This window comes from Bifidobacterium sp. LH_730 (genome assembly GCF_056355835.1).
In genome coordinates, this window is record NZ_JBKETB010000012.1 from 1 (window position 1) to 26,846 (window position 26,846).

16 protein-coding genes and 1 pseudogene are annotated in these 26,846 nt (G+C 61.9%); 7 read left to right on the forward strand and 10 right to left on the reverse strand.

Annotated elements, in window-relative coordinates:
- Positions 1 to 104: 104 nt before the first annotated feature.
- Positions 105 to 347: a hypothetical protein gene (locus AC1AUD_RS11495; protein ID WP_476574517.1), complete on the forward strand. Its 243-nt coding sequence runs from the start codon at positions 105 to 107 to the stop codon at positions 345 to 347.
- Positions 348 to 406: 59 nt separating this feature from the next.
- The gene (locus tag AC1AUD_RS11500; protein ID WP_476574518.1) at positions 407 to 1,513 is read left to right on the forward strand and encodes an acyltransferase family protein; all 1,107 of its coding nucleotides are present in this window, start codon (positions 407 to 409) and stop codon (positions 1,511 to 1,513) included.
- On the opposite strand, the gene AC1AUD_RS11505 is transcribed toward AC1AUD_RS11500, so the two are convergent.
- Positions 1,510 to 3,351 carry a hypothetical protein gene (locus tag AC1AUD_RS11505; protein ID WP_476574519.1) on the reverse strand — a complete coding sequence of 614 codons (1,842 nt, stop codon included), beginning with the start codon at positions 3,349 to 3,351 and terminating at the stop codon, positions 1,510 to 1,512. The two genes, AC1AUD_RS11500 and AC1AUD_RS11505, sit on opposite strands and share 4 nt — an antisense overlap.
- Positions 3,352 to 3,384: 33 nt before the next feature.
- The gene (locus AC1AUD_RS11510) at positions 3,385 to 5,244 is read right to left on the reverse strand and encodes an N-acetylmuramoyl-L-alanine amidase family protein (RefSeq protein ID WP_476574520.1); all 1,860 of its coding nucleotides are present in this window, start codon (positions 5,242 to 5,244) and stop codon (positions 3,385 to 3,387) included.
- Positions 5,245 to 6,159: 915 nt separating this feature from the next.
- On the opposite strand from AC1AUD_RS11510, the gene AC1AUD_RS11515 reads away from it, so the two are divergent.
- Positions 6,160 to 8,439: an InlB B-repeat-containing protein gene (locus AC1AUD_RS11515; RefSeq protein WP_476574521.1), complete on the forward strand. Its 2,280-nt coding sequence runs from the start codon at positions 6,160 to 6,162 to the stop codon at positions 8,437 to 8,439.
- Between the two features lie 102 nt (positions 8,440 to 8,541).
- Here the strand turns inward: AC1AUD_RS11515 and AC1AUD_RS11520 are convergent, their stop codons facing one another.
- The 3 genes and pseudogenes from AC1AUD_RS11520 to AC1AUD_RS11530 form a co-directional block, all read right to left on the reverse strand.
- Complete coding sequence (locus AC1AUD_RS11520) at positions 8,542 to 10,854, reverse strand: S-layer homology domain-containing protein (protein WP_476574522.1); 2,313 nt, start codon at positions 10,852 to 10,854, stop codon at positions 8,542 to 8,544.
- A gap of 286 nt (positions 10,855 to 11,140) precedes the next feature.
- Positions 11,141 to 11,407 (reverse strand): annotated as a pseudogene (locus tag AC1AUD_RS11525) (winged helix-turn-helix domain-containing protein); the annotation flags it as partial.
- Between the two features lie 219 nt (positions 11,408 to 11,626).
- Positions 11,627 to 12,622 carry an Abi family protein gene (locus AC1AUD_RS11530; RefSeq protein ID WP_476574523.1) on the reverse strand — a complete coding sequence of 332 codons (996 nt, stop codon included), beginning with the start codon at positions 12,620 to 12,622 and terminating at the stop codon, positions 11,627 to 11,629.
- Between the two features lie 146 nt (positions 12,623 to 12,768).
- On the opposite strand from AC1AUD_RS11530, the gene AC1AUD_RS11535 reads away from it, so the two are divergent.
- Positions 12,769 to 15,033, forward strand: coding sequence for an S-layer homology domain-containing protein (locus tag AC1AUD_RS11535; protein ID WP_476574524.1), 2,265 nt, complete (start codon positions 12,769 to 12,771; stop codon positions 15,031 to 15,033).
- Between the two features lie 127 nt (positions 15,034 to 15,160).
- Here AC1AUD_RS11535 and AC1AUD_RS11540 read toward each other — a convergent pair whose 3' ends face one another.
- Entirely contained in the window at positions 15,161 to 17,398 is a 2,238-nt protein-coding gene (locus AC1AUD_RS11540; protein ID WP_476574525.1) for an S-layer homology domain-containing protein, read from the reverse strand.
- Between the two features lie 102 nt (positions 17,399 to 17,500).
- On the opposite strand from AC1AUD_RS11540, the gene AC1AUD_RS11545 reads away from it, so the two are divergent.
- Entirely contained in the window at positions 17,501 to 18,982 is a 1,482-nt protein-coding gene (locus tag AC1AUD_RS11545) for an ATP-binding protein (protein ID WP_476574526.1), read from the forward strand.
- A 325-nt stretch (positions 18,983 to 19,307) separates the two neighbouring features.
- Here the strand turns inward: AC1AUD_RS11545 and AC1AUD_RS11550 are convergent, their stop codons facing one another.
- The 3 genes from AC1AUD_RS11550 to AC1AUD_RS11560 form a co-directional block, all read right to left on the reverse strand.
- Positions 19,308 to 20,360, reverse strand: a complete 1,053-nt coding sequence (locus AC1AUD_RS11550) for an IS30 family transposase (RefSeq protein WP_476574527.1) — start codon at positions 20,358 to 20,360, stop codon at positions 19,308 to 19,310.
- A gap of 64 nt (positions 20,361 to 20,424) precedes the next feature.
- Entirely contained in the window at positions 20,425 to 21,249 is an 825-nt protein-coding gene (locus AC1AUD_RS11555; RefSeq protein ID WP_476574528.1) for an AlbA family DNA-binding domain-containing protein, read from the reverse strand.
- Positions 21,250 to 21,275: 26 nt separating this feature from the next.
- On the reverse strand, positions 21,276 to 21,737 hold the full coding sequence (locus tag AC1AUD_RS11560) for a helix-turn-helix domain-containing protein (RefSeq protein WP_476574529.1): 462 nt from the start codon (positions 21,735 to 21,737) through the stop codon (positions 21,276 to 21,278).
- A 603-nt stretch (positions 21,738 to 22,340) separates the two neighbouring features.
- On the opposite strand from AC1AUD_RS11560, the gene AC1AUD_RS11565 reads away from it, so the two are divergent.
- Entirely contained in the window at positions 22,341 to 22,901 is a 561-nt protein-coding gene (locus AC1AUD_RS11565) for a hypothetical protein (RefSeq protein WP_476574530.1), read from the forward strand.
- A gap of 5 nt (positions 22,902 to 22,906) precedes the next feature.
- Here AC1AUD_RS11565 and AC1AUD_RS11570 read toward each other — a convergent pair whose 3' ends face one another.
- Positions 22,907 to 24,313: an ATP-binding protein gene (locus AC1AUD_RS11570; protein WP_476574531.1), complete on the reverse strand. Its 1,407-nt coding sequence runs from the start codon at positions 24,311 to 24,313 to the stop codon at positions 22,907 to 22,909.
- Between the two features lie 165 nt (positions 24,314 to 24,478).
- Here AC1AUD_RS11570 and AC1AUD_RS11575 point away from each other — a divergent pair, with 165 nt between their 5' ends.
- Entirely contained in the window at positions 24,479 to 26,827 is a 2,349-nt protein-coding gene (locus AC1AUD_RS11575; RefSeq protein WP_476574532.1) for an S-layer homology domain-containing protein, read from the forward strand.
- Positions 26,828 to 26,846 lie beyond the last annotated feature (19 nt).

Sequence of the window (26,846 nt, forward strand, 5' to 3'; positions counted from 1 at the left end):
CTATCAACCGCAGACCACGCAAACGCCTCGGCTACCGCACGCCCCACGAAGTCCACCACTCAACCGTGTTGCACTTGCTCTGAAAATTCAAGGGCAATATCTATGTGATTTCCGAACCGCCAGCCGGAGACGAGCCCTATCATTTCACCACCGCGCAGGTCAATGCCACGCTGCGTTCCATTTGCGCGCGTCATGGCTGGGAGTTTCTTTCGCTTTACGACGCGTTCAAACAGTTGAGCGTGGCCAAGGGTGTACCGGTGCGGGGTCTGCTGCTTGATGGCCTTCATCCGAACCTCATGGGCCAGGATGCGATGTGGGAGGCCCTGCGGCAGATGCTGGACCTGTGACTGGCCCTGCCTGTGGGCCCGGTTCGTCGTGTCGGCTCAACTTCCTACACTTCTGACCAGTGAGTGAGCAGAACAATCCCAATGGTTCCCGAATTGCCTCGGCCTCGCGTCCGCGTATCCGCTATTTCGACATAGCCCGCGGTCTGGCTATTCTTATGGTCATTCTCTCGCACAGCATTCTGACCGCTGGCGTCGTCGCGCCGCAAGGAGCAGCGGCGATGTGGACCTTCAATCTGTGCTTCTCATTCCATATGCCGCTCTTCTTCGTGCTTTCCGGCTATTTCATGCGCCCCGAGCGACCGTTCCGCTGGGCCAAGGAATCACGGGAACTGATTGGCACTTATGCCATCACCGCCGCAGTGGTCGTCATCGGTGCCGCTGCTTTGGCATGGATGCGTCACGTCGGCGGTCGTCAGGCGTTGTTCTCGTGGCTGTCCGCCGCGATTTATGGCGCAGGCGACATCGCTCCGCATGCCCTATGGCCGCAGACCGCGCGCATCGGCGCAATCTGGTTCCTGTTGGCGTTGTTCTGGGCGCATCTGCTCATGCATCTGCTGGTCCGTCTGCCGCTCACGCCGGTGTGGGTGGCCGTTTGCTTTGCGGTGGGATATGTTTCCGCGCGGTGGATTTGGCTGCCGTTCGACATCCAATCGGGCATGTGCGCGCTGCTATTTGTTTATGTGGGTTATTTGGCTCGTCGGCATGATGCGCTGCGATGGATGAACGCGCATCCGGTGGCGTGGGTGGTGCCCGTGGTCATATGGGTGTTGGCGATTTGGAAGTTCTCTGGCTTCAGCCTCGCCATGAATCAGTATGGCGCCACGCCGGTGCTGGCCGCTCTTGGCGGATTCGCCGGCACGGCATGCATGGTGGGGATATCGATGCTGGCGGATCGGTGTGCCGGTCCAGTTGCCACGGGGCTGGCCAAGGTAGGGCAGGTGAGTTTGGCGTTGCTCTGCGCTCATCTAATCGACGATAACCTGTTCCCGTGGGTTCCGGTACTCGCCCATCTGCATGAGGCGGTGCCGTCGGTGCCGCTGTGGATTGCTCTGTTCTTGTTGCGCCTAGTGTTGGATGCAGTGCTCGCCTCGGTGTTGTGGTGTCTGCCGAAGGTGAGCGTGTGGTTCTATCCGATGAAGGCCAAACGTCAGTCCGCAGTCGCCTAATCCCTGGTTGTGCCGGCCTTGCGTTGTTCGAGCAACGTGACTGCCGCGCCTAGCAGGGCCTGCGCGCCATAGGCGGCCAGCGGCAGCATCATCAGGTAGAAGGGCAGCGTGTAGATGCCCTTTGCCTCCCAGAACACATAGCATAGGAAGCCACCGATGAAGGCGACTATGAGCAAGGAGCGGGCGTAGACAACTCCTATGGCCTCGTCATCACCGCGGGTGCGGACCATATGCCACACTAGTGCGACCAGACCGATGAAGGCCATGAGATAGACGACGCTCATTGACACGTTCTCATAGCGCAGCACAAGCCCTCCGTCCGATCGCATCACGAATCCGGACAATCCGCCCTTGAACCCGTGAGCAGAGGCGCCATATTGCGAGTAGAAGGTCGTCATGAAGGTCGGCTCCGCCCATTCGGAGACGATTTTGCGCACGAAGAATGACGCGCCTTCGCCAGGGGAGGACAAGAACTCGGAAAGTCGTTCGATGATGGTCTGCTTAGCAATGCGCGATTGCTCGGCATAATCTCCATTGGCCATCTGGTAGGTGTTGATTGGACCTGTGCCCCACCATCCGGGTGCGATGCCGCCTCCCGGTTCGCTCAGTCCCATGGACACCCATGACAGCATCGGCATGCCTTTGCCAAAGGATTGACCGGTCCATGATTCCAGCCATTTGAGTGGCAGACCTGAGATGAACTTGGCCAGCCATGCCAGTGGCAGCGCCAGTACAATCATCCAGTATTGCCGACCATGGCGCACCACTGCCAGCATTACCGCAATGAGTGCCGCCAACAGCACGATCACATAGGTGCTTTTGAACAGCATGCCCATGCCGAAGAGCAGGAAAGCCGCTACGGACAGCGTGACGCACGAGACGGCATGTCGCAAGCGTAAAGCCTCGCCGAGCAGCAGCACGCCCAGCAGCACGAGGAACAGTCCGGTGATGTTCGTGTAGACGAACGAGCAATACATCAGTAGCGGTGCGCAGGACCCGCACAGAACGGTGAAAGCGGCCAAACCGTTGTGGCGCAGTCCCATGGTCGCACCCAGCCGCCACAGGATCGCCACGATGCCGGTGACGAAGAAGGCGTTGATTACCTGAATGATTGTGATGTTGACTCCGAAGAGCTTGAACATCAGCACGAACCACAGCAGAGGCCCGCTCTGGAACGGATACCAGGAGAAATAGGCGTAGGGGGAGGGCAGGTTATAGCAGCCGGCCGGCTCGTTGCCCGGAGTGCAATAGTCAGGAGAGAATTTCGCCGTGTTCCCCTGCAGGATGGCGATGGCCGCATCCATCAGACTGCCGGAATCGGAATAGAGGTAGCTGACAAGCTGCACTGCCGCGATCCACACCAATTGAGAGACGGTGACAAAAGCGACGAGCAGCCAAAAGAGTCGGTGACGCGGGAGTTTGGACAGCAACAGTGTGGCGATGACGCCGCATATCAGCAATGCGATGAGACCGCCCAGGAATCCCAGCGAAGGGAGGGCGCGATGATAATCAATAACTTCGCTTAACGATTCGACGCCAGCATCCTCGGTGAGATGCAGGAAAGTCGGGGTGAAGAACACGGAGAGCAATAGCAACGCGAATACGATGGCGCATTGACCGCCTGCTGCCAAGATCTCCAGCCATGCCGGGATACGCACACGGACTGAGCTGGCACGACTGGCTTTGTGCGCCGCGGTGGTTTCCTCCCGTGCTGCAGTGGTCGCCTGAATGGTGTCCGCCACCGTTGCGCCGGTCGTAGACACGGTATCTGCGTCCGTCTCTGCACTGGCATCCGTCGCATACGCGTCATTCAGCCTGTCGTTGTTCATCTCAGCCATACCTTAGAGTCTATCGACCGCCATTCGACACCGTCACCCACGTCCGGTGATTTCGTCGAACTCGTGCCAACCATCCCACTCAGGCACCCAGGTCTTGCCGTGGGCCATCGCGCCGGTATCTGGATCGAAGTAATACCAAGCGTCGTCCTGTCGTTGCAATCCCTTGACCATCACACCAGTCTGGCGGTCATATCGCACCCATTTATTCCCGACGCGCAGATGAATGTCCCCGTGGAACATCGCTCCCGTAGTGGCGTTGAACAGGTACCATCCCGCTGGGCGTGTGCCATCGTCAATGTACTTTTCGCCGTATTGCATCGCGCCGGTGACAGGGCTGTAATACACGGTGTCGTTGTCGCGCCGCTGGAAGCCGGTTTTCGCCGCTCCCGTGCCGTAGTCGAACAGATACCAGCCGCGCCAGCCGCCTTCGTTGAGATATCGCTCGCCATAGATCATCTTGCCGGTGGCATGGTCGTAGTAGACCCAGCGGCCCTTTGCTTTGCCGGTGTTCGCATTCGAAGGCTTGCCATTGGGCAGCGTGTTGCCGAGGTCGTTCTTCGTGCCGCCGTTGGGCAGCGGTGTCATGCCCTTGGCCATCGCGCCGGTGGTCGGATCGAAGTAATACCAGCCGCCGTTGCGGTAATCCTCGCCTTTGATCATGCGCCCGCTGTGGTCGTAACGCACCCATTTGGCGCTGTCGGGCAGATAGGCGTCCTTGTCATGTGCCATGGTGCCGTCGGCATCGAACCAATACCATGCGTCGGATTCGGGGTCATAGACCTCTTTGGACACGGCGCGGATGCCGCGGTCATACCAATATCGTTGTCCGTTCTCGGTCACCCAGCCGTTGGCTCCGGGCCGGTATGCGCCGTATCCCGCGGCCTCACGCTGCTTCCAGATGATTTCCTTGGCCTTCGGATCGGTGACGGTGAAGACGCTGCCGTGACGGTTTGGTATGGCTCGGCCGTTCACATCGGTGGTGGTGATGCGAGTCGGAGCTGTCCATCCGCTGCCCATTGTGTTCGATTTCATCATGAACACACCTGCGGTGCCGTCGTATCCGACCGGTGGCCAATCCTTGAGCTTGTCGACGTAGTAATAATACTGTCCGTCGTATTTAGTCATATACGGTCCTTCGTAGCCGGTCACCACGTTGTCGTTGACGAGCTTCCAGGCGCCGGGGTCAGCGGCGTCCTTGAGGTCGCGGATCGACCAGATCTGATTGGTCACGCCTTCCTTTTTGATGCTCAGGTAGTAGCGTCCGCTTTCTTTATATATAGAGGGATCCAACCAATCCTTTGATTTCATCGGCAGATTAATGGGTTTGAGATCACCGTATTCGAGCACGGGCTGGCGTCCTGGATCGACAGCCGGGTCCTCGCCAGGTTCAAGACCAGTCACTTTGACGATATAAGGCGACATCTGGTCCTGCTGCGGATGCCCATGGCGAGAACCGAAGTATCCGAGCGTGGTGACGACGTAGACGTCACCATTGTCGTCGACAAAGCCATCAGTACCGGCGGTGTCGTATTGGCCGTCGGGCAGTTTTTTCGCACCTGCTGGCATAACGAGCGGCTTGAGGTTGGTAGCGCTGCCGCTGTTCGGGTAACTCCAGTGGATGAGATCCTTCGAGGATCCAAACATTGGAGTGTAGCGCCAGCCAAGTCCATCCTGTTTTTGCACGAAACCGGAGAGCATCCAGAAAGTGCCATTGCGGTAGAAAAGACCTGGGTCATGTAATGCGTGAACATAGGACGGCACGCCGGCCACGACGTCGCTGCCGCCTCCGACGGCCTGATACGCGGTGGAGAGCTTTTGGAAATCCTTGCCGTTGTACGACATATAAACGGTGTCGGACAGATCCTCATCGCTGTTCCAGAAAGCCGCCAGCATGATATCAGGGTATTGATCCTGGACCGCTGCTGCTGATGGGGCGAGGACTGCCCCGAAAGATAGCGTGGTGAGTGCAGCGGTGGCTATGGCGGTGAGGCGTGTCGACAAATGGTCGCGCAAACGCATGGTTTTCTTCTTTCCCCCTATGGATTCCGTATCTGATGACTAACTTGAGGAGACGGAATACAGCGCGTGGCGCGGACAGAAGAGAACATGAATGTCGTTGGGCCCTCGACAGAAATACTGCTGTCGAGGGCCCAACGACACCGCGATGTCCCGAAAAAAGCGTGACACAGAATAGTTGTGACACGATTAGGTACACAATCCTCATTTTCACACAAATTCTGCGCCTACGGAAAGTATATGTGTGGAACTTGACAAAGGCAAATTACAACAGTGTCGTTTGCGTTGGGGCAAAAAGGATTCGTTGCGGGGCAAAATGTAGGTTTGGCCGCCGTCAGCACCTCGATGAGTAATCAGAATGTGCGGCTTCGGCGAAGGATATGCAGATACCCGGTATTTATGACGCATACCTGAAAACAGCATAGATGGGCTGTAACAGAGATGAAATATTTGTGGTGCTGTGCGCCAGCCGGTTAAGTGGGCGGGCAGACGGATACTGAGCATGAATAAACACGTTGCGAACGAAGAGACACGTTGTGTTCCGGGGGGGGGGGCAGACAGTAATATAACGGCTTGTTACACCTCGGAACAGGCGATTTGCATGGACCCATGTATGTGACGGTGAAGCGCGTGGCACTTAGAAGGGGCGCGCGGCATTAAGCCGTCATTCAGACATGCGGAAGACATGCGAGTTGACAATGTCCGAGGGGTAGAGGTAAAAATGTTGGCAGTCGGGATGGGGAAAGTCCCCATAAACAAACCCGATGTCCCTAGAAGAAAGGTTCCAGGAACATGACTGGAAACAAGAATGCATGGCGCGCGCCGCTCGCGGGTCTTGCCTCCGTCGCGATGATCGCGACGATGGGCGTGGCCGCGGGGACCGCGAACGCCGCTGATGCGTTCAAGGTCACGCTTGACGCGAACGGCGGCGCCGTTCAGGACTCCGCCACCTTCGAGCTGGCCGACAACGACGGCAAGAACGACGACGGCAAGTTCACGAATCTGTATCAGATCGTGGCCTCCGCGAAGGAAGACGGGGCCACGAAGGGCAAGACGTTCACGGGTTGGTACACCTCGAAGTCGGCCGGCCAGGCCGTGGGCCCGGAGACGGTGCTGACCGACGGGCAGACCCTGTACGCGCACTGGACCACGAACCAGAAGACGGATGCCAAGCAGATTGTGACGTTCACGGACGCCGACGAGGTCGCCGCCGATGTCGTGTGGACCGCCGCGGACGATCAGACGAAGCTGCTGCTCGCCGACGGCGACACCGCCGCCGACTGGCAGGTCCCGTCCAAGGACAACGCGGCCAACTCCACCCTGCTGACCGGCTGGAAGACCGCCGACGGCACCGTGGTGTCCGATTTCACGAAGGTGCAGAAGGGCACGGTCCTGTACCCGGTGAGCGTCGCCGCGGTCAAGGCCACGTTCACCTCCGGTAACTTCGACATGGTGTGGGCCGCCGACGGCAAGGTCGTGGACGCGTCCAACAACACGGTCAAGGTCGCGAAGAACTCCTCCTACGGCCAGGCCCCGGTCGCCTACGGCGCCACCAAGAGCGATCCGAAGTCCTACAGCATCGTCTCCCAGTGGGCCGACTCCAGCGTGCCGGACGACAAGAAGACCGCGTTCGACTTCTCCAAGGCCGACTCCGACGTGACCCTCGTGCCGTTCCAGAACGGCACCAAGGCGTACAAGGTCAACGTGACCGCCAAGGCGTTCTACGCGGACGGCACCCAGGCCACCGCCCCGTCCTTCGACCTGGGCCACGCGCTGGTCCCGGCGGTGGACAACGCGGCCGTGGACACGGCGAACCTCAAGGCGTTCGAGACCGTCGACGGCTACACGTTCGAGGGCTGGTACACCGACGCCGAGCTCAAGACCAAGCTGAGCTCCACCCTCGACCTCTCCTACGCGCTGGACATCCAGCACAACGAGACGACGCTGTACGCGAAGTACTCCACGGCCAAGGCGACCCAGACCAAGGAGGTCACCTTCGACCCGTACTACGACGGCGCCACCCCGATCGTCAAGAACATCGCGGTGAACGAGAAGTGGGGCGACCAGCTGCCGACCGTGACCCGCGATGGCTACCGCTTCATCGGCTGGTATACGACCCCGGCCCCGACCGCCGACAACAAGCCGCTGTCCGCCGACGGCATCTACGCAGGCGACTTCACCTACTTCTACGCCGCGTGGGAGAGCTCCGACATCGCGGACCTCAAGGACCTGCTCAACCTCCGCAACCCCGGCGACGAGGATAAGAAGGTCTATACTAAAGCGTCTTGGACCAACTACGAGGCCGTGCGCAAGGACGTGGTGAAGAAGGCCTTCGGCACCGACAAGGTGCAGGACTCCTACACCGTCGCTGACATCAAGGCGCTGAACCTCTCCGACGAGGACCTCGAGGACTACCTCTCCGCCCTCCAGGACGCGAAGGCGAAGCTGCAGTACACCGCGGAGATCGCCGGGCTGTTCACCGATGTGAAGATCGGCGACGAGGACAACCACGCTTCCGCCGTCCTGTCCCTCGGCAGCCAGGGCATCATCAAGGGCTTCGCGAACGGCGACGGCACGTTCAGCTTCCGTGGCCTCGCGACCATCAAGCGCCAGGACTTCGCCGCGTTCCTGTACCGCCTGGCCGGCGAGCCTGCGTTCGACGAGTCCGAGGCCGAGGTGACCTTCACCGACGTGACCGCCGGCGACGAGGCCAACCACTCCAAGGCCGTGCTGTGGGCCGCGGACAAGGGCATCATCAAGGGCTATGCGAACGGCGACGGCACGTTCAGCTTCCGTGGCCTCGCGACCATCAAGCGCCAGGACGCCGCAGCGTTCCTTTACCGCGCCGCCGGCGAGCCGGAGTTCGACGAGGACACCGTCGCCACCTTCGCGGACGTGGCCGCGAACGACGAGGCCAATCACTCCAAGGCCGTCCTGTGGGCCGCCAGCGAGGGCATCGTCAAGGGCTATGGCGACAACACCTTCCGCGGCATGAACACCATCATCCGCCAGGACGCCGCAGCGTTCCTCTACCGCGCGCAGGCTCAGCTCAAGTTCATCGACGTGCGCTGAGAGCCGGACCGCTGACATAGCGCAAACGGCAAAACAACGATAGTGGGCCTTCCTCCCGCACGGAGGAAGGCCCACTATCGTCTAGTCAGCCGCTACAACCTCTCACTTGTAAAGAGAGGGGATGTCCATGGCCTTGTCGGCACGGTTGAGGAACGCGGCGGCGTCCTGGCGGATGATGTCATCCATGCCGCGGAACGTGCCGTCGGTGAAGCCGCGCACGATGCCTTCCTTGGCGGCCCACAGGACCTCGGTGGCATGGTTGGCGTTGTCGCCGGCGGTCACGTCGGAGAACACGCCAGCCTTGTCGGCGTCGGTCTCGTTGTAGGTGGACTTGGTCAGGCGGTACAGGAACGCGGCGGCGTCCTGGCGGACCACGGTGTTCATGCCGCGGAACGTGCCGTCGGCAAAGCCCTTGATGATGCCTTCCTTGGCGGCCCACAGGATCTCCTTGTAGTGCGGGGTCGCCTCGTTCACGTCGGTGAAGGTCTTGGTGGCGTCCTTCACGTCGAACTCGGGCTCGCCGGCCAGGCGGTACAGGAACGCGGCGAAGTCCTGGCGCTTGATCTTGCTGGCGCCGCGGAACGTGTTGTCCGCGTAGCCGCGGATGACGCCGGTGGCGGTCAGCGCGTAGATGTCCTCGGCGTGCGGGGTCTGCGCGTCCACATCCACGTAGGCGTTCTTGATCTGCGGGGTGTACACGAGCTTGGCCTTGGCAGCGGTCAGGGTCTCGATGTACTCGTTGATCTCCTCGTCGGTCAGGGTCACGTCCGAGTAATGGGCGGTGTAGGTACCGTCATTGTTCTTGACGATGGCGCCCTCGGAGTCCTTGGCGACCTGGGCGCGCACGCGCTCATAGGCGTCGTAGGAGGCCGGCGTGTACAGCGTGTAGGACTCGCCGCCCTCGGAGACGACCTCCGTGTTGACGATGCCCAGGAGCGCGTCGAGCTCGTACTGGTTCGTGCGCTGCCACATGGCCTTGTAGGTCACCTTCGCGGTGGCGACGTCGTACTGGTCGAGACGATCGGTGGTGTTGCCTGCGGCGACGGTGAGGAACCAGCCGAGGAACTTGTAGCCTTCGCGCGACGGGTCGGCCGGGGCGGCGGCCTGAATGGATTCGCCCTTCTTGACCTTGACGGTCGTGGTCTTCGCGCCGGTGTAGTTCGGATCGAATGTGATCGCGTACTCGACGGAGGGAGCCTGGGCCAAGGCCAGCGTGGCATGCAGGGTCGTGGCGTTGCCGTTGTTGGCCATGAACACATCGGTCGTCTGGCCGGTGTAGTTCACGAACTGATTGCTGTAGGCCTTGTTGTTGAACTTCCAGGAGGAGACCTTGTACATGCCGTCGTACAGGTTCAGCTGCTTCTCGGCAGCCGCCACGTCGACGCTTTTGCCGGCCAGCACGTACTGCTCCTCCGGAGCAGAGAACGGGTAGACAGTCGGGGCCGGATTCTCGCCGGCCAAGTCATTGACCTGGAACGCCACGCGGTACGCCTGGGTCGTGATCGGCGCGCCCTGGAAGTCCTTCTTGGCGACCAGCTCGAGGTCGGACTTCACGCTCGACAGATCGACGTCCTTGCCGTCGGAACGATTCGCCCAACCACCGGTGATCTGCACGTAGCCGCTGGCATCATCGCCCTTGACGACGACGGGCTGCGGGAGTGCGGCACCATCGGCGACCTCGTACTCCCAGTCGGTGCCGTTTGCGAACTTCCAGCCATTATCCAGCCCGTAGTACCTGACGGTGTGACCCTCGACATACGTCGGATACAGGGTCAGGCTCTCCGTCACCGGAGCGTCCAGGCTCACGGTCGCGGCGTTGTTCACGCCGTACTTCGACCACGTGTCAGAGCTCACCAGATAGCCATCGACCACGGAATCAACGGGCTTCTGCCAAGCGGACAGCCTATCGCCGTTCGCCAGCTCGATGGACGTTCCGCCCGGCAGCTCGGCCAACGCTTCGCCCGTGGTCGGGTTGACCGGATTCTCGAAGCTCACGGTCTTCGTGTCGCCCTGCTTCGCCCAGTGCGCGTACAGGGTCAGGTCCTTGGTCGTCGCGGCGTCGGGGTTAATCTGCTCGCCCTGACCGATCTCGGGGCTCGTCCACCAGCCTGCGAACACGTAATTCGACGGCGCATTAATGGCATCCTTAGCGTCGTTCTGCTCTGCTTCGGTGAGCTTGTACTGGTCGTCCTTGTCCATCAGCGCGACGGGCTTCTTGTACTGGTCGCTCTTCCAGGAGCCCTGCCCGTTGAGATCGAAGGTGACATCATAAACCGGGCTGCCGTTGTTCGACTCCGTCTCCGGATCGAACGACACAGCGTTCGCGGTCCCCGCGGCCACGCCCATCGTCGCGATCATCGCGAGAGAGGCAAGACCCGCGAGCGGCGCGCGCCATGCATTCTTGTTTCCAGTCATGTTCCTGGAACCTTTCTTCTAGGGAACAGAAGACAAGTAATGAGAGGTCGTCCCCTCGCATGTTTCCTCCCCTTTTCCGCGAAAGAAACATGCCGGCATGGCCTCGCTCTTGAGGGCCATGGGTGCGAAGTGGTGTTAAGACATGTGAAGCAAGTGTTAAGCCGGGGGGAAGACGCGGCATCGGGAGCCGGCGGCAGGCCGGGGCGTCGTCAGAAGGGCAGGCGGTATCGCTGGCGGAGGCTGCGCGACGGATGGAGGGGCTCGACCTTGCTTGGGCGATGAGCTGGCGCAGGTGGTTGGAGATCGCGGACCTCGACAGTCCCGACATCTCGGCCAGCTGGCGGGCGCTGAGCGAGGCGCTCCGTCCGAGGGCCGCGAGGATCGCGTCCCGGTGGTCAATCCCGTGTCGGCTTGCCGTTCGCTGGCGCTGACACGGCGTTTGTCGAAGGTGACGGAGAAGAAGCGCAGCGTGCTCATCGGGCGGGCCGGCGGCATGAGGGCCTCGCGCAGCCGTCCGTCGGTGACCTGGTATCCGGTGCCGCGGTTCTCCCAATATGACGTATGTGAAGGAGGGGGACGGCGCTATAGATGCTACGAGTCAAGCAGTGCGCCTATCGGCCACTGGGTCGGATTGCCGGATACGCGCGTGTTCCGGCTCGGCCTTCGCCTTGGCTGCCCCCGGCCATCGCCCATTGCCTGTTGGCAGTGACGGGTGTTGCGTGAGGGCGCGGCTGCCGTGCTAAGTCGCTCGTTCAGATGTGGAGGCCCCGGTTTACTCGTCGGTCGGCACGCACCGGGCCGCGAACGTGCGCAGCAGGCACGCCGTGTTCGCCAAGGTGTGTTCCAGCCTGGGATTGCGTGCGTAATATCCGATATGCTCCTCGAGCCTACCGGCGAGCCGTGTCGCGAGATTGGCGGCAGATGCCCGTTCGTCGTCGGGGCGGACCAAATCCAGGAACGCCAGCAGCATACACGTCAGGTCCTGCACCGAGCTGATGGACAGGGTCTTCTTCAGGCCCTCGGTCAGGTCGATCCCCAGCATCGGCTTGACCAGCGAGCGTAGCTTGCGGCTTTTCTCGCCCCTCTCCGTCTTCCCGTACACATTGTCGAGCAGGCAGTTGCCGTGCGCGGCCGCGTTCCTGGCGCGTCCCGCCGCAAACAGCAACCCGGTCGTGCGCGGCGCGTCGCCGGCCCGGGCCACGTAGAACGCGTAGAAGTCCTTGAGGTCGCCGAACGTGAGCACCTCGGCGAAGTTCCAGTACGCGGGATCGGACTGGTACTTGCGGAACATGTCGCCCGTGTACCGGTTGCGCGCCACCCGCGGGTTCGGTCCGACATGCCGCCGCTCGAGGTCTGCCATCAGATCTCGGCCCTTGGAACGCCGTTCCTCGAGGAAGTCGCGGACGACCGAGTAGCCGTCCTCGCCCCTGTCAGCGCACAGCCGTCTGTTGAGGTCGACCTTCAGATGGTGCTCGAGCATGGGAAAGACATCCAGAATGAATGCGCGGATGCATGCGTCAATGGCCACGAGATCCTGCAGATACGCGAAGTCGAGATGCAGGTACTCACCGCGGCCGTCGCGCGGGAAGTCTTTCTCATACGCCTTGACCTCGAAGAAATACGCATGATCGGTCAGATATTTCCTCGCCTCGTCGCGCGTGGTCACCTCGAACCGCACCCCTCGCCGGGCGAGGTGTTCTATCTGGCCGTCGATGGACAGTTTCGGTCGTCGTGTCGAGATTGCCGCGTCGGCATTAGGCATCTCCATGGCGTCTCCCGGTAAAAAACAGGGCTGATTACGAGTAATCAGCCCCTGTAAACAGGCAGGGCCCGTTTTGTACAGCTTTTCCAGCATACGACATCCCCTGCCCAGCGGTCCGCGGCTTCTGTCCCTAGAAGAAAGGTTCCAGGAACATGACTGGAAACAAGAATGCATGGCGCGCGCCGCTCGCGGGTCTTGCGTCCGTGGCCATGCTGGCCACGATGGGCGTGGCCGCGTCGACGGCCGGCGCCGTGACGTATGATCCGGATGGCAAGGGTTCGATCTACAACACGCCTCGTTTCGCCGTGACGTTCAACGCCGGCAGCCGCGGCACCGTCGACGCCGACAACACCCCGAGCGTCGCCGAGGTGCCCGCCGTCTATAAGGGTGCGAATGATTCGGACAACTACAAGGTGGATGCCCCGACCGTGACCCCGCAGTCCGGCTACACGTTCACGGGCTGGTACACGGCCGCGCAGGGCGGCGACCGTGTCCAGTTCACGGCAGAGGACAACGACCAGGGGCTGTCGGCGGATGCGTTCACGAAGGACGTGACGCTGTACGCGCATTACGCGAAGACCGCGGACGAGCTGGTGACCGTGAAGTTCGGCGGTCAGACGAATCTGTATCAGGCCTCCGAGGTGAAGCTCGCCTCCGGCGACAAGCTCGCCGATTGGCAGAAGCCGGTTGACGTCGCGGATGGGTGCATCATCAATTCCTGGGACGCCGACCTCGACGCCCCCGTCACCAAGAGCGTGACCGTCAGCCCGAAGGACGTCGCCCAGGGCGCGTTGGTGACCTTCGATCTCGGCAAGGGCGTCGCCAAGGTCGTCAAGGGCTCCGCGAAGATCGAGCTGCCGGCCGGTGGCACGATCGCCGCAGGCCAAGTCCCGACCGTGGTGACCGCGGACGAGACGAAGATCGCCACCCAGTGGTTCGTGAACTCCGACACCACCAAGTCGTTCGTCCCGGGCGCGACCACCTTCGCCGCGGGCACCACGACGAACCTGACCGCCAACGCCGCCAACTCCTTCGCCCCCGCCTACAAGGTCGGCTACATGGCCGACCAAGCGGTGAAGGACGTCAACGCTCCCGTTGACCAGAGCAGCGGCAAGTCCACGTATGGATTCGCGTTGACCGACGCCTACTTCGCGGCCAATGACACCGTCACCGTCCCGGACGTGAACCTTTACGACGGCCTGTACAAGGTCTCGGGCTGGTACTGGTACGAGCAGGGCGTGGGCAACCATGCCTTCGCCCCGGGTTCCATGACCGCTTCCAAGCTCTTCGAGACCTCGGGCAAGACCGGCAGCATCGTCCTGCACGTGTCCCTGGTCCCCTCGGACGAGGCGAAGTTCACGGTCACGTTCGACGAGAACTACGGCAACGGCGCGATCACCAAGGTTGAGGTCACGAAGGATCAGACCGTGGCCGTGCCCGCCGCGCCGACCCGCGAAGGCTACCGCTTCCTCGGCTGGTACACCACGGCCGATGGCGATGAGAAGTTCGACTTCAACACCAAGATCACTTCCCCCGTCACCGTGTACGCGCACTGGAAGCTGACCGCCCAGTATGATTTGGACATCCTGCTCGCCAAGACCAACAAGGGCGCCAATGGCAAGTCCCTGTACGCCGAAGGCTCTTGGAACACCTGGCAGAAGGTCCTCGAGGACACGGCGAAGGCCTCCGAAGGCAGCATCACGAAGCAGGCAGACGGCACCTATAAGGCGGATTACACGAACGTGTATCTGACCGATGAGAAGGTCGCCGAACTGACCAAGAGCCTGCGGGCCGCGTTCGCCAAGCTGCAGTATGTGCGAGAACGTGCGCAGGACGTGTTCACGGACGTGGACGGGAACACTCCGTTCGTGGATGACATCAACGATCTGTACGCCCAAGGCGTGGTCAATGGCTACGCGGACAACACGTTCCGCGGCATGAGCCAGATCAAGCGCCAGGACTTCGCCGCGATGCTCTACCGCCTGGCCGGCAGCCCGGAGTTCGACGAGGCCAAGGCCACGAAGACGTTCTCGGACGTGACCGCGGGCGACAACGCGAACCACGCCAAGGAGGTCCTGTGGGCCGCTTCCAACGGCATCATCGGCGGCTTCTCGGACGGCACGTTCCGAGGCATGGACAACATCAAGCGCCAGGACGCCGCCGCCATGCTCTACAAGCTGATCAAGGCCGGCAACTCCGACCCGGCGTTCGACCCGGCCGCGGAGGGGCAGTTCTCCGACACGACCGCGACGAGCCCCTGGTCCAAGGAGACCATGTACCTGGCATCCAAGGGCGTGATTCGCGGCTACGCGGACAACACGTTCCGCGGCACGAACACCATCGTGCGCCAGGACGCCGCCGCGTTCCTCAACCGCGTGCAGACCATCCACAAGAACATCGCCGACCTCTACAAGTGAGCCGAAAACGCTTGCTCGTTGAGCTAGGGGAATAGCAAAGGGAGCGGTCTCCCCGACCCATTGGGTCGGGGAGACCGCTCCCTGTTTTGAAGTGTCTACGCTATCTCAGCGAGTGAAGCCTGTCGGCTCACTTGTTGAGGTAGGCGTACATGCGGGCGATGAACGCGGCGCCGTCCTGGCGAAGCAGGGTGGCCGTGCCGGCGAACGTGTTGTTCGGGAAGCCCTGCACGATCGAACCAGCGTAATCGGAGGCATCGAAGCCGTCCTCGTCGTAGTCGATGGACACGACGGTGTTGGCAGCCCACAGGACCTCCTTCTCGTGGTTCGCCGTGCCGGCCGGATCCACGTCAGCGAACTGCTTGGCGGCCTTCGACGCGTCGAACTCCGGGCTGCCGGCCAGGCGGTAGAAGAACGCGGCGGCGTCCTGGCGGTTGACCAGGCTCATGCCGCGGAACGTGCCGTCAGCGAAGCCCTTGACGATGCCCTTGCTCGAGGCCCACAGGATCTCCTTGTAGTGGGGCGTGCTCGCGTCCACGTCGGAGAAGATGTCGTCCGCGGCCGCCGGCGTGTACTCCGGGCTGCCGGCCAGACGGTACAGGAACGCGGCGAAGTCCTGGCGCTTCATCGTGCTCAGCGGACGGAACGTGCCATCCGAGAAGCCGCCCACAATGCCCTTCCTGGCCATGTAGTCGATGTCGGCGTTGTGCGGGGTCGCATTGCCCGAGGTGAACACGTCGTTGAACGCGGAGGCGTTCACCGGCACCAGCTTGGCCTTCGCGTTGGTCAGGGTTTGTACCCAGGCTGCCACGGCCTTCTCGCCCAGCTTGGCGTACTTCTGGAAGTCAGACTTATCGTTGTTGGCGATGTTGGCATCCTTGAGGACGTCCTTGACGGCCTTATCATAAGCGTCCCACGAGTCGGCGGTGTACGCCTCCTTGTCCCCGAGGTTGACCAGTTGCTTGAGCTGGTCCTGGGCGACGGTGAGCCACTGGGCCGTCAGCGTGTGATCATAGTTGACGACGGAGAGCTTGTCCGCGAAGTCCTTGGCGCTGTAAAGGAATCCGATGTTGGTGTATCCATCCTTCCAAGCCTGGAACACATAGCCGTCGCGGGCCGGGGCGTCCTGCCATTCGATGGCGCCGCCCTTGGCAACCTTGACTACCGTGGGCTCGGCACCGGTGAAGTCGGGCTCAAACGTGGCGGTCACGGTCTGGCCGTTGAGGTTCAGCGCGGCGTAGAGAGTCGTGTCGGCTTCAAGCGCGTCGCCGTAATAGGCGTTCGTCAGGGCCGCGTCGGTGTACCAGCCGTTGAGCGAGTACAGGTCACCGCTCGTGTTCACGTTCAGCGCGGAGGTGTCGACGCCATCGCCCTTGGCGATGAAGTAGTTCTTGCCCTCGAAGGACTGCTCGGGGCCGCCGGCCACGGAGTACTGGACCTTCACGGCCTCGACGTCGCCCTCGTCGGCGGACGCGGCCAGACGCAGGTGGTCGACGCGCTTACCGTCGGCCGTATCCGGAACAATGTCGCCGGCCCACGGGGTCGTGGCGCCAGTTGCGGCGGCAGGATCGGCCTCGTTGTACTTCCAATTGGTCACGAGCCTGAGCACGCCGTCGCCTTGACGGTACGCGGCCGTGGGCAGGGCAAAGGATTCGCCGTCCGCGACCTCGAGGACCGTCTCGTTGCCGCTCACGCCGAAGCTGGCCGAGCCAAGGTCTCCGCCCTTCTCAAGGCTGACCCACTGCGAGGCGGGCAGGTCGGACTTGATCTGCTCGTTCTTCGCCGTCGGCGCCTTGGAGAAGTCGTAGTCGGCCTTGCCGTCCTTGGTCTTGAAGCCCACGAGCTTCCTGCCGTCCTTGAGGTCCTTGTCGACGGGCTTCTCCCAATCGGCGAGCGTGTCGCCCGGGGCAAGCTTGATCCGCTGGTCGGCGGTCGAGGAGGTGAGATCCTGGTTCGTGTCGGCGAACGCCAGATAGCCGGTACCGGTGAAGGAGACGGTCTTCACGTCGCTGCCCTTGGCCCAGTGGGCCTTCAGGGTGATGTCGCCGGTGATCTGATCGCCGACATTGAACTTCTCGCCGTCGGCCGTGTACCAGCCGGTGTTCACCCAGTCGTTGGTCTGGGACGGAGTGTAGGCGGCGGTCACGTCCGCGGGGGACTTGTAACCATTCGTGGACACGAGCTTATAGCCATTCGATTCGGTGGCCTTCACCTCGAAATTGTTGCCTCGACCGGCAAGGTCGAAAGAGACCTTGAACTCCGGGGCCGCGGCGTTCGCGGTTCCCGCGGCCACGCCCATCGTCGCGATCATCGCGACGGAGGCAAGACCCGCGAGCGGCGCGCGCCATGCATTCTTGTTTCCAGTCATGTTCCTGGAACCTTTCTTCTAGGGACAGAAGCCGCGCGTCGCTGGGAATTGTCTGGCGGGAACCGGTTCTGTAAAATCGAGCGCAGGAATGGTGGTGATCGCATGGGGCTGATGGAGTTGCTCGCGGGGCACGAGGACGGACGTTTCGAGGCGAAGCTCGCGGCGCATGGCCGGGTCCCGTCCAGCGTGTGGCAGACGTATAGCTCGTTCGCCAACACGAACGGCGGCGTCATCGTCCTCGGGGTCGCGGAGGACGGGAAGCGCGATCTGAGCGTGGCCGGCGTGCCCAACGCCTCCGATCTGGTGTCGCAGTTCTGGAACAACGTCAACGACGGCAACACCGTCAGCGCGAACATTCTGGTCGATGGCGACGTGCGCGTGGAGTCCTTGGACGGCAGGGAAGTGGTGGTGATAGACGTGCCGAGGGCCGCCCGCTCGTTCCGCCCGGTCTACACCGGCAGGAACCCGATGACGGGGACATGGAGGCGCAGGGGCGAGGGCGACTACCGGTGCGCGGCGGCGGAGGTGCGCGCGATGCTGCGCGACCAAGACGACACGCCCGCCGACGCGACCATCGTCGAGGAGATCGACCTAGACGCCCTCGACATGCCGACGCTGAACGCCTACCGAACCATGCTACGTGCGCGCAGGCCCGACCATCCCTGGCTGGACATGGCGGACGACGAGTTCCTCTGGCGGCTCGGCGCCGCCGACCGCGTGCGGGGAGGTACGGCGTTGCGTCCCACCCGCGCCGGATTGCTGATGTTCGGCGACGAACGACATATCGCCTGCGAGTTCTCGGGCTACGCTCTGGATTTCCGGCTGGTCTCCGATCCAGCCGGACGGCGTTGGGACGACCGGGTCATGTCGTCGGACGGCACTTGGCCGGGCAATGTGTACGGGTTCTGGACGCGGGTCATCCCCAAACTTGTCGACGGCCTGCCCACGGCCTTCTCCATGCCCGACGGCATCACCCGTCTCGACGACACGCCTTTGCGCCAGGCGGTGCGCGAGGCCCTGGCCAACGCCCTGTGCCACGCGGACTGGCTAGGCCGCATAGGCGTCACCGTCGTGCGCCACGGCAACGAGCGCATCGAGTTCCGCAACCCCGGCTGCCTGCGCCTCGACCCGGCGCTGGTCGAGCGCGGAGGCCTGTCCGACGTGCGCAATCCCACCATCATGAAGATGTTCAACCTCCTGGGCATCGGGGAGAAGGCCGGCAGCGGCTTCGACACCATGCGCCGGGGCGCGCGCTCCGCCGGCCTGCCCGACCCGCTCCTCTGCGAGGAATACGACCCCGACCGCACCACGCTGACCCTGCCCATCACCATTTCGGGCGGAGCCCAGCCCCCGGCCGGGGGCGCCGACGTGGATGGCGGACGGGCCACGTTGACGGAGACGGAGAGACGGATCGTCGCGCTCCTGTCTCCCGGCGAAGCGCTCAAGACACCACGCATCGCCGAGCGGATCGGCCTGTCCCCGCAGCGCACACGCGTTCTGCTGGGCAAACTGGTCGAAGACGGTAGGATCAGACGCCAAGGCGGGGGAAGGAACACCGCCTACATGCTGACGCCACGGAACTAATATCTTTCCGCTTGTTTTCCGCTTGTTTTCCGCTTGTTTTCCGCTTGTGCGCGCTTCATCCCCTCCCTCCGAGAGACTGGGTGATTTTTACTCGCCCCGTATGCTCCCCGGCGCCTTATTTTCCCAAGCCATGCTTTTTCTTCCTTGAATTTTCAGAGCAAGTGCAACGGGTGTGAATGAAAAGGGCCCTTGGGTTCCCGATACGATGGTGTTTGCTCACGACGACCAGACACCGGGAGAGTCCATGGGCCGGTACACCCATCTTACCTTGGCCGAGCGCGAGGAGATCATGCCCTGTTGTCTATTTGTAAGTGCAACACCTTCGTTAGGCTAGCAATCCTAGCAGTTCGTCGACGAACGCCTCGGCCGGGGTGCGGTAGCCGAGCACGCGCATGGGCCGGTTGTTGATCTCGTCGACGATCTCCCGCAGGTCGCGCTCCATGCCGGGCTCGATGACCGTGCGTTTGGGCAGGTGACGGCGGATCATGCCGTTGCGGTTCTCGTTGCTGCCCCGCTGCCAGGAACTATAGGGATCGGCGAAATACGTGGCCATGCCCAGCTCGTCGCGCAGGCGCGTGTGGCGGGCGAACTCGGTGCCGTTGTCGTGCGTGACGCTGAGCCTGGCGCCCGCCGGCAGCGGGGAGAACATGGCCAGTTGGGCCCCGACGCTCTCGCCGGCCGTCTTGTCCGGGACGATGCGCGCCATGAGGTAGCGGGTCTTCCTCTCGACCTCGGTGTGCAGGTTGGCCCCGACCCCGATGACGCTGTCGGCCTCCCAATGGCCGAACCCGCTCCGGTCGTCCGCCTCCGGCGGGCGCCGCGAGATGGGGACGCGCCCGGGGATCGGGAACCGCGGCTTCCTTCGCCCGCCGAGCTTGCGCCGGCGCCTGTGGCCGCGCGGCAGGCAGCGCGCCCAGCGTTCCCGGCGACGGCGATCGGCGTATATCCACCGGTAGATCGTCTCCGGGCACACGCGCATGAGCGGGTCGTCGGGAAACAGGACGCGCAGCCTGCCGCTGATAAGCAGCGGCGACCAGCCGCGAGCCAGCCATTCGGCCACCTGCGCCCACAAGCGGTCGCATGACAGCCGGCGGGACTTGCGCGGCTTCAGCCTGCGCCGGTCGGCCTTGCGCTGGGCGGGGCCCGCGATGTAGTAGCGGCTCGTCCACGGTCCGGTCTTGAGCCGTTTGGGCCGGTAGGGACGGTACGACTCGCTCTCGTTGGACGGGAACCACGTGTTGCGCTTGATCTCGCGGCTGACCGTGGACGGGCTGCGCCCGAGCATGCCGGCGATCGCCCGTATGCTCGCGCCGTTGCCGATCTCGATCTGGATGACCTGGCGCTCCTCTTCCGACAGGTGCGAATATACTTCCCCCATAGGTGCAACATCCCTTCCGGACTGGTTTTCTAGACAATCTCCAATCTAACGGGGTGTTGCACTTTCAATTAGACAACGGGGTCTTCCTCACGATCGCATCGGTGCGGTACGCTGGGCAGACCGAGGCGATCGTTTCGTCCTTTCCCAGCAACAACACGGCCGCCAGGCGGTACCCGGAAGTTCTGTCTGAGACATTCATCCCCCACAGATTCGCACTTCTCAGTAGTTCCTTATTGCCCATTCCTCCCCATGGATGGTCGGGACGCCTCGTGATTGCCATTTCCCGGCACATGGATATCAGGTCATCACGAAAATCGGATAACTCCAAGGAGGGGAAGACGCGCTGTTCATAATAGTAATTCTGCTTGCGCATATAGAGCTGGGAGTACTGGTAGTCTCCCGCAATTTTCACATCCGCGTCAAAGAGGCGGTCATATGCGGTTCCTTTATATTTGATCACGGAGGCGGACATCGGAACCCAAACCCTCACCACGGTCTTGTCGTTCACGCGCAACGCTTCCGTCTCGACCATGGGATTAGGAACGAATTGATTTGGATTGTGCGCGCGATTGATGAGATTGCGCTGGATCTCATCGACACGATGCGGGCTGACACCTTCGATTTCCCCGTTATCAAGTACCCCAAGGAAAATACTTCCCCCGTATCGATTACTGAACGAACAGATGGTTTCGTACACATCGTCGTCAGGCAGTTTCCCACACCGCTTGAACTCCACGGATGTGGACTCACCCGATTGAAGCACAGCTTCGAGTTCCCCAGGGGTCATGCTTTCTTCCACCTTTGCAATACGCTCTAGGACAACCGCATCCTCGAATGTCCTCGAATGTCCTCGAATGTCCTCGATCGAGATGTATCTTGTCTTGGTCAAGGAGCCACCGCCACTGCTGGCTAGAGCTAATGCTTGGCGAGGGCGTTTTGCAGCCGCTCCGTTGTCTCAAGTAGCTGGTGCAACAGCTTGAGGGACTCCTTCAATGACCGCAAATGTTCCTCGGCTTGGATGACCTGCGACTCCTTTTGTCTCAACTCATCACGAATCCTCTGAATCTGAGACAGAAGCTTGGATGATTCCCATGACTCATCAGACTCGGCTGCAGTGGTTGCGCCGTTTTGTGGCCGGGAATACAAACCGGACATCCTCGGCATGGCATTGGCTATTTCACTGTCGCAAACGGGCGAAGTCATCCCATTTTGCATGCCAGTGACACGGTTGAACTCATCCTGAGAGACGAGCCATTTCCCTTTCTCTTTACGTGCCTTGAGCGTACCTCTGTGAATCCTCTTCGCTAGCGCTGCGCTAGTCATTCCAAGAATATTCGCCAACTCGGGCAACGTATGATCGCGATTTTCCGGTTCCATTTCAACCTCCCGTTTCAAGCGTTATGTTTGCGTATGACATGGACAACCTGACATAAGTAAAGATAGTGGAGAAAAGGATATATTAACCCAATGAGTCTGACGTTCGTATGCGCGTCCGACCGATCCACTATGGACCCTAGAGTTTAAAATCCTGACATATCGGGCCTTTATTCCAGAAAGTGATGCCAACGGCAAACGTCTCACTGGATTGCATGTTACGTGTTCACGAAACTTTCCGGCTTATAGTGATTGGTCTCGCAACCCATGTGTGAACACCCTCAGGCATCATCCTCAACCGGCCCGCGCGCATGCTCGACTAACCGCACGCTCGCCGAGACCTTCATCGACGAACTGCCAAACTTACAAACCTGACAACAGTGTTGCACTTAGAAATAGACAACAGGGACTAATCTGGATCGCTACGATGACAGGCTCATCGTCCGGACAAATTTGGTGGAGGCTTATGAGAAGCTGTCATCTTTCGCGCGACGACAGCTTCCAGATAGGTTCCATCTTGAGCGGGATATGTCGGTGAGCCCGAGGGACATTATCGTTCGCGAAATCGTGACCAATCTGCTAATCCACCGGGAGTATTCGAGCCCTATGCCTGGCAAGCTCATCGTAGATGCTGATGGCTTACGCACGGAAAACGCCTCACGGTCGTTTTTCGAGGGGCGCCTGACCCTGGACGAGTTCAACCCAATGTCAAAGAATCCAATCATCGCTGGTTTCTTCACTGAGATTGGGCTTGCGGACGAACTTGGTAGCGGCATGCGCAACCTCTACAAGTACTCAAAAATCTATACGGGGAAGGAGCCTGAACTCATTGACGGCGACGAGTTCAAAGCATTCGTGCCCGTGGCTTATGTCGACACTCCAAGCTCTCGTGGGCCTGCCACGCATGGTGGTCAAGCATCAGCTGGCAGTGTCGATGAGGCGAGAAGCGTCAAAGACGTGATTTTAGATATGTTGGACACAAAGGTTCAGGTCACTTCACATTCGGTCGCAGCGGCCGCGCATGTCACGGTACGCACGGCCAATCGCTACCTTTTGAAATACGTCTCTTCGGGCGTACTCGTGGTGGCGGCGAAAAAAGGCAAGTTCAAGGTGTACGAACGCTCCACCAAAAATTCTGACGCCACGAATGCTACGCCGACGACGTGACCCCTCTACCGCTCGTACAGGCCTTCCGTGTCCACGAAGTCGATCTGGCCGGCGTATTTGGTTCGGGTCGCCTCGGAGACGGGCCGTTTGGTGAAGAGCATGAGGCGCGTGTCCTCGTATCCCGGGATCAGGCCGACGCGGGCGCGCAGGGCCTCGACGGCGCCGGTCTCGTCGAACTGGTTGCGCCACTTGCATTCGCCCAGGATAATCCGCCTGCCCCTGGGGTCGGCGGCTACCACGTCGATGTCGGTCTGCTCGCGTTTGCGCGGGTCGTTGCCCCACCATTTGCCGAACCGTGTCGCCAGGAACGGCAGGCGGCCGGCGGCGTTGTTCCGGACGAGCCATTGCAGGCACATCGCCTCGAACTGCTGGCCCACATAGGTGGAGAATTCCTCGCCGAACGCGGCCTGCCGGATGCCCCCGGAGCCGGCCCTGTTGTCGATCAGGTCGAGCGCGGGGGCGACGAACCGGTACCAGTACGCGAAGAACGGGTCCCTGATCGAGTACAGGGCGCGCCGCGTGTGCCCCGGGTCCTCGCCGAACGGCACCCTGCGCTCGACCAGGCCCAGCTCCTCCAGGGTGCGCAGATACTTGGCGACGCCGGTGACGCCCACGCCCGCGTGCTCGGCGATCACCTTGGGCTTGGTGTTGCCGTCCGCGATGGACTGGAGCACCGAGTAGTACAGCGCGGGTTCGCGCAGTTCCTCGCGCAGCAGCATGGACGGCTCCTCGCGCAGCATGCCGAGCCGTCCGAAGCACAGGGACAGCACGTTGTCCTCGAATCCCTTGGATGGGTCCAGCTGCGCCAGATAGTACGGGGCCCCGCCGAACGCCGCGTAATACCTCACGAGGTCCTCGGCCTCCGTGCCGGGAAGGAACTCGGCGGCGGTCAGGTAGTCGAACGCCTGCAGGCGGATCTGGCCGGTGCGCCGCCCGTACAGCGGGCTCTTGTAGCCCAGCACCTCGCTTTCCATGAATCCCTCGTTGCTGCCGGACAGGATCATCATGACGTCCGTGTCCTTGAAGCCGTGGTCGATGGCGATCTGCAGCTCCGAGGGCAGGGCCTCGTCCATGAGCGCGGCGTACGGGAACTCGTCGAACACGAACACGAACCGCTCGCCCGACATCTTCGCCTGCCTGACCACGAACGACAACGCGGCCGACCAATCCGGGAAATCGGCCAGGGAATCGTAGCCGAAGAAACCCGCCACGAGCGAGGTGAACCGGCGCAGGTTGATCACGCCGCTGCGCTGCAAGGCCGTGAAATACAGCGTGCGCTTGCCCTTGGTGAACTCGTCGATCAACGCGGTCTTGCCGATCCGCCGCCGCCCGTAGATCACCGCCATCTCGAACCGGCCCCGCGTGTACATCTCCTCGAGTTCCGCCAGCTCCTCGGCCCTACCCACGAACACGACAAACCTCCATGTTGATAACATGCCTGTAAATAACTTACCTATAGATATGCTATCACCAAACCCTGCGCTCGGATCTAGCGTCAGGAGGCCGTGGGCGAGGCGTCGCGGCTGGAACATCCCACGTCTTTGGGCTTCTGTCCCTAGAAGAAAGGTTCCAGGAACATGACTGGAAACAAGAATGCATGGCGCGCGCCGCTCGCGGGTCTTGCGTCCGTGGCCATGCTGGCCACGATGGGCGTGGCCGCGTCGACGGCCGGCGCCGTGACGTATGAAGGCGATGACGTCCGCCAGACCCCGTCGTTCAAGGTGACCTACGAGGCCGGATCCCGTGGCTCTGCGAGCTGGAAGGAAGCCACGTCCCAGAAGGACGCGGACAACGGCGTGCATGCCGCCGGCGATTACATCGTCGATTCGCCCGCGGTGACCCCGAACGCGGGATATGAGTTCACCGGCTGGTACACAGAGCCGACCGGCGGCGAGCGAGTCCAGTTCGACAGCTCCTCCGCAACGGCTTCCGCCGTGCGTAAGGACGAGGACAACTCCGTGAGCGCGGTCAAGCAGGACGTGACCTATTACGCGCACTACGCGAGCAGCACGGCCGAGGGCGACCTGGTGAAGGCGACGTTCTCCGACCAGCAGGGCAAGGCCAACGTGCCTGCGCAGGTCGTCGAGCTCGCGGCGGGCGACAAGCTCGCCTCCTGGCAGGTTCCGACCGACAAGGCCGCCGAAGGCCAGATCCTGGACGTGGACGCCGCCTGGACCGCTCCGGTCAACAAGGACGTCTACTTTAACCTGACCTACACGCCCGGCGTCGTGGTCACCTTCAACAACGACGGCTATGACGGCTGGACCGCCGCGAAGAACGGCAATCCGGACGGCGACGAGAAGTACGAGACCAAGGTCGGCGGCACCATCGATGCCGCGCCGGTCGCGCACAAGGCCAGCACGGTCGTCACCTCCTGGCAGGTGCGCGGCGGCTCCGCCTACGTGCCCGGCTCGACCACGTTCTCCACGAACGCCGACGTCGACGCGAGCACCAGCACCGAGTCCTACAAGGTCAACTACGTGGTCAACCAGGACGCCATGATCAACCGCATGGCCAAGGACACGGCCGCCCCCGTCAAGGACGCGGACGCCGCTTCCCTGGCCAGCACGTATGTGGGCGCGGCCCCGGCCTCGACCTACGTGGCCGCGAACGCCGCGGTGCCGACCCCGACCGATCAGGTCGACACGTACGACGGCCTGTACGAGGTGGCCGGCTGGTACTACTACTCGCATCAGGACGGCAACGACCACCTGTACGATGGCAAGACCACCGCGGCCGTGCTTGAGAAGGCCAACAACGCCGCCAGCGGCGACCATGAGTTCACCCTCGTCGCGGTTCTGGTTCCTGCCGCTTCCCAGGAGTACACGGTGAAGTTCGACGAGGGCTATGGCAATGGCAAGGTCTCCGAGGTCAAGGTCGCCAAGGGCCAGGCCGTGGCGGTGCCCGCCGCCCCGGTGCGCGACGGCTACCGCTTCCTCGGCTGGTACACCACCGCCGACGTTGCCTACAACTTCAACGCTCCGGTCAACGGCTCCTTCACCCTGACCGCGAAGTGGCTGCTGGCCGCGAAGTACGACCTGAACTACCTGCTCGGCCTGAACAACTCCTCAAAGACGTTCACCAAGAACTCTTGGGAGAAGTTCGAGAAGGCACGCATGGCTGTCGCCAAGGCCTCCGAGGGCAGCATCCGCGGCACCAACACTCCTGTGACGCTTGACCCCAAGGATGATTCCGATCTCAACGATAATTCGTATGCGGTTGCTGATTGGGACAACGACTATCTGACCGACGCGAAGGTCGCGGAGATCACCGAGACGCTGCAGGCGGCGTTCGCGAAGCTGCAGTACGTGGGCGAGACCGCGAAGGACGTGTTCACCGACGTGGACGCGCACACCCCGCACCTGAGGAACATCAACAACCTGTACTTCCAGGGCGTGATCAAGGGCTTCCAGGCCGCCGATGGCACCTACTACTTCGGTGGCATGCAGGAGATCAAGCGCCAGGACTTCGCCGCGTTCATGTACCGTCTAGCCGGCGAGCCCGCCTTCGACGAGGCCAAGGCCACCAAGACGTTCACCGACGTGACCGCCGGCGATTCCGCGAACCACTCGAAGGCCGTGCTGTGGGCCGCCTCCAACGGCATCATCGGCGGCTTCCCTGACGGCACGTTCCGCGGCCTTGACAAGATCAAGCGCCAGGACGCCGCGGCCATGCTCTACAAGCTGGTCAAGGGCCAGAACATCGATCCGACGTTCGACCCGAGCCACGAGCCCCAGTTCGCGGACGTGGACTCCACCACCCCGTGGTACAAGGAGACCATGTTCCTGGCCAAGTACGGCGTGATCCAGGGCTTCCCGAACAACACGTTCGGCGGCACGAAGACCATCGTGCGCCAGGACGCCGCCGCGTTCCTCGACCGCACCCAGAACAGCCTTGGCGTGAACATCGAGCTCCTCTACAAGTGAGCCGCATGCCCGCTGAGTT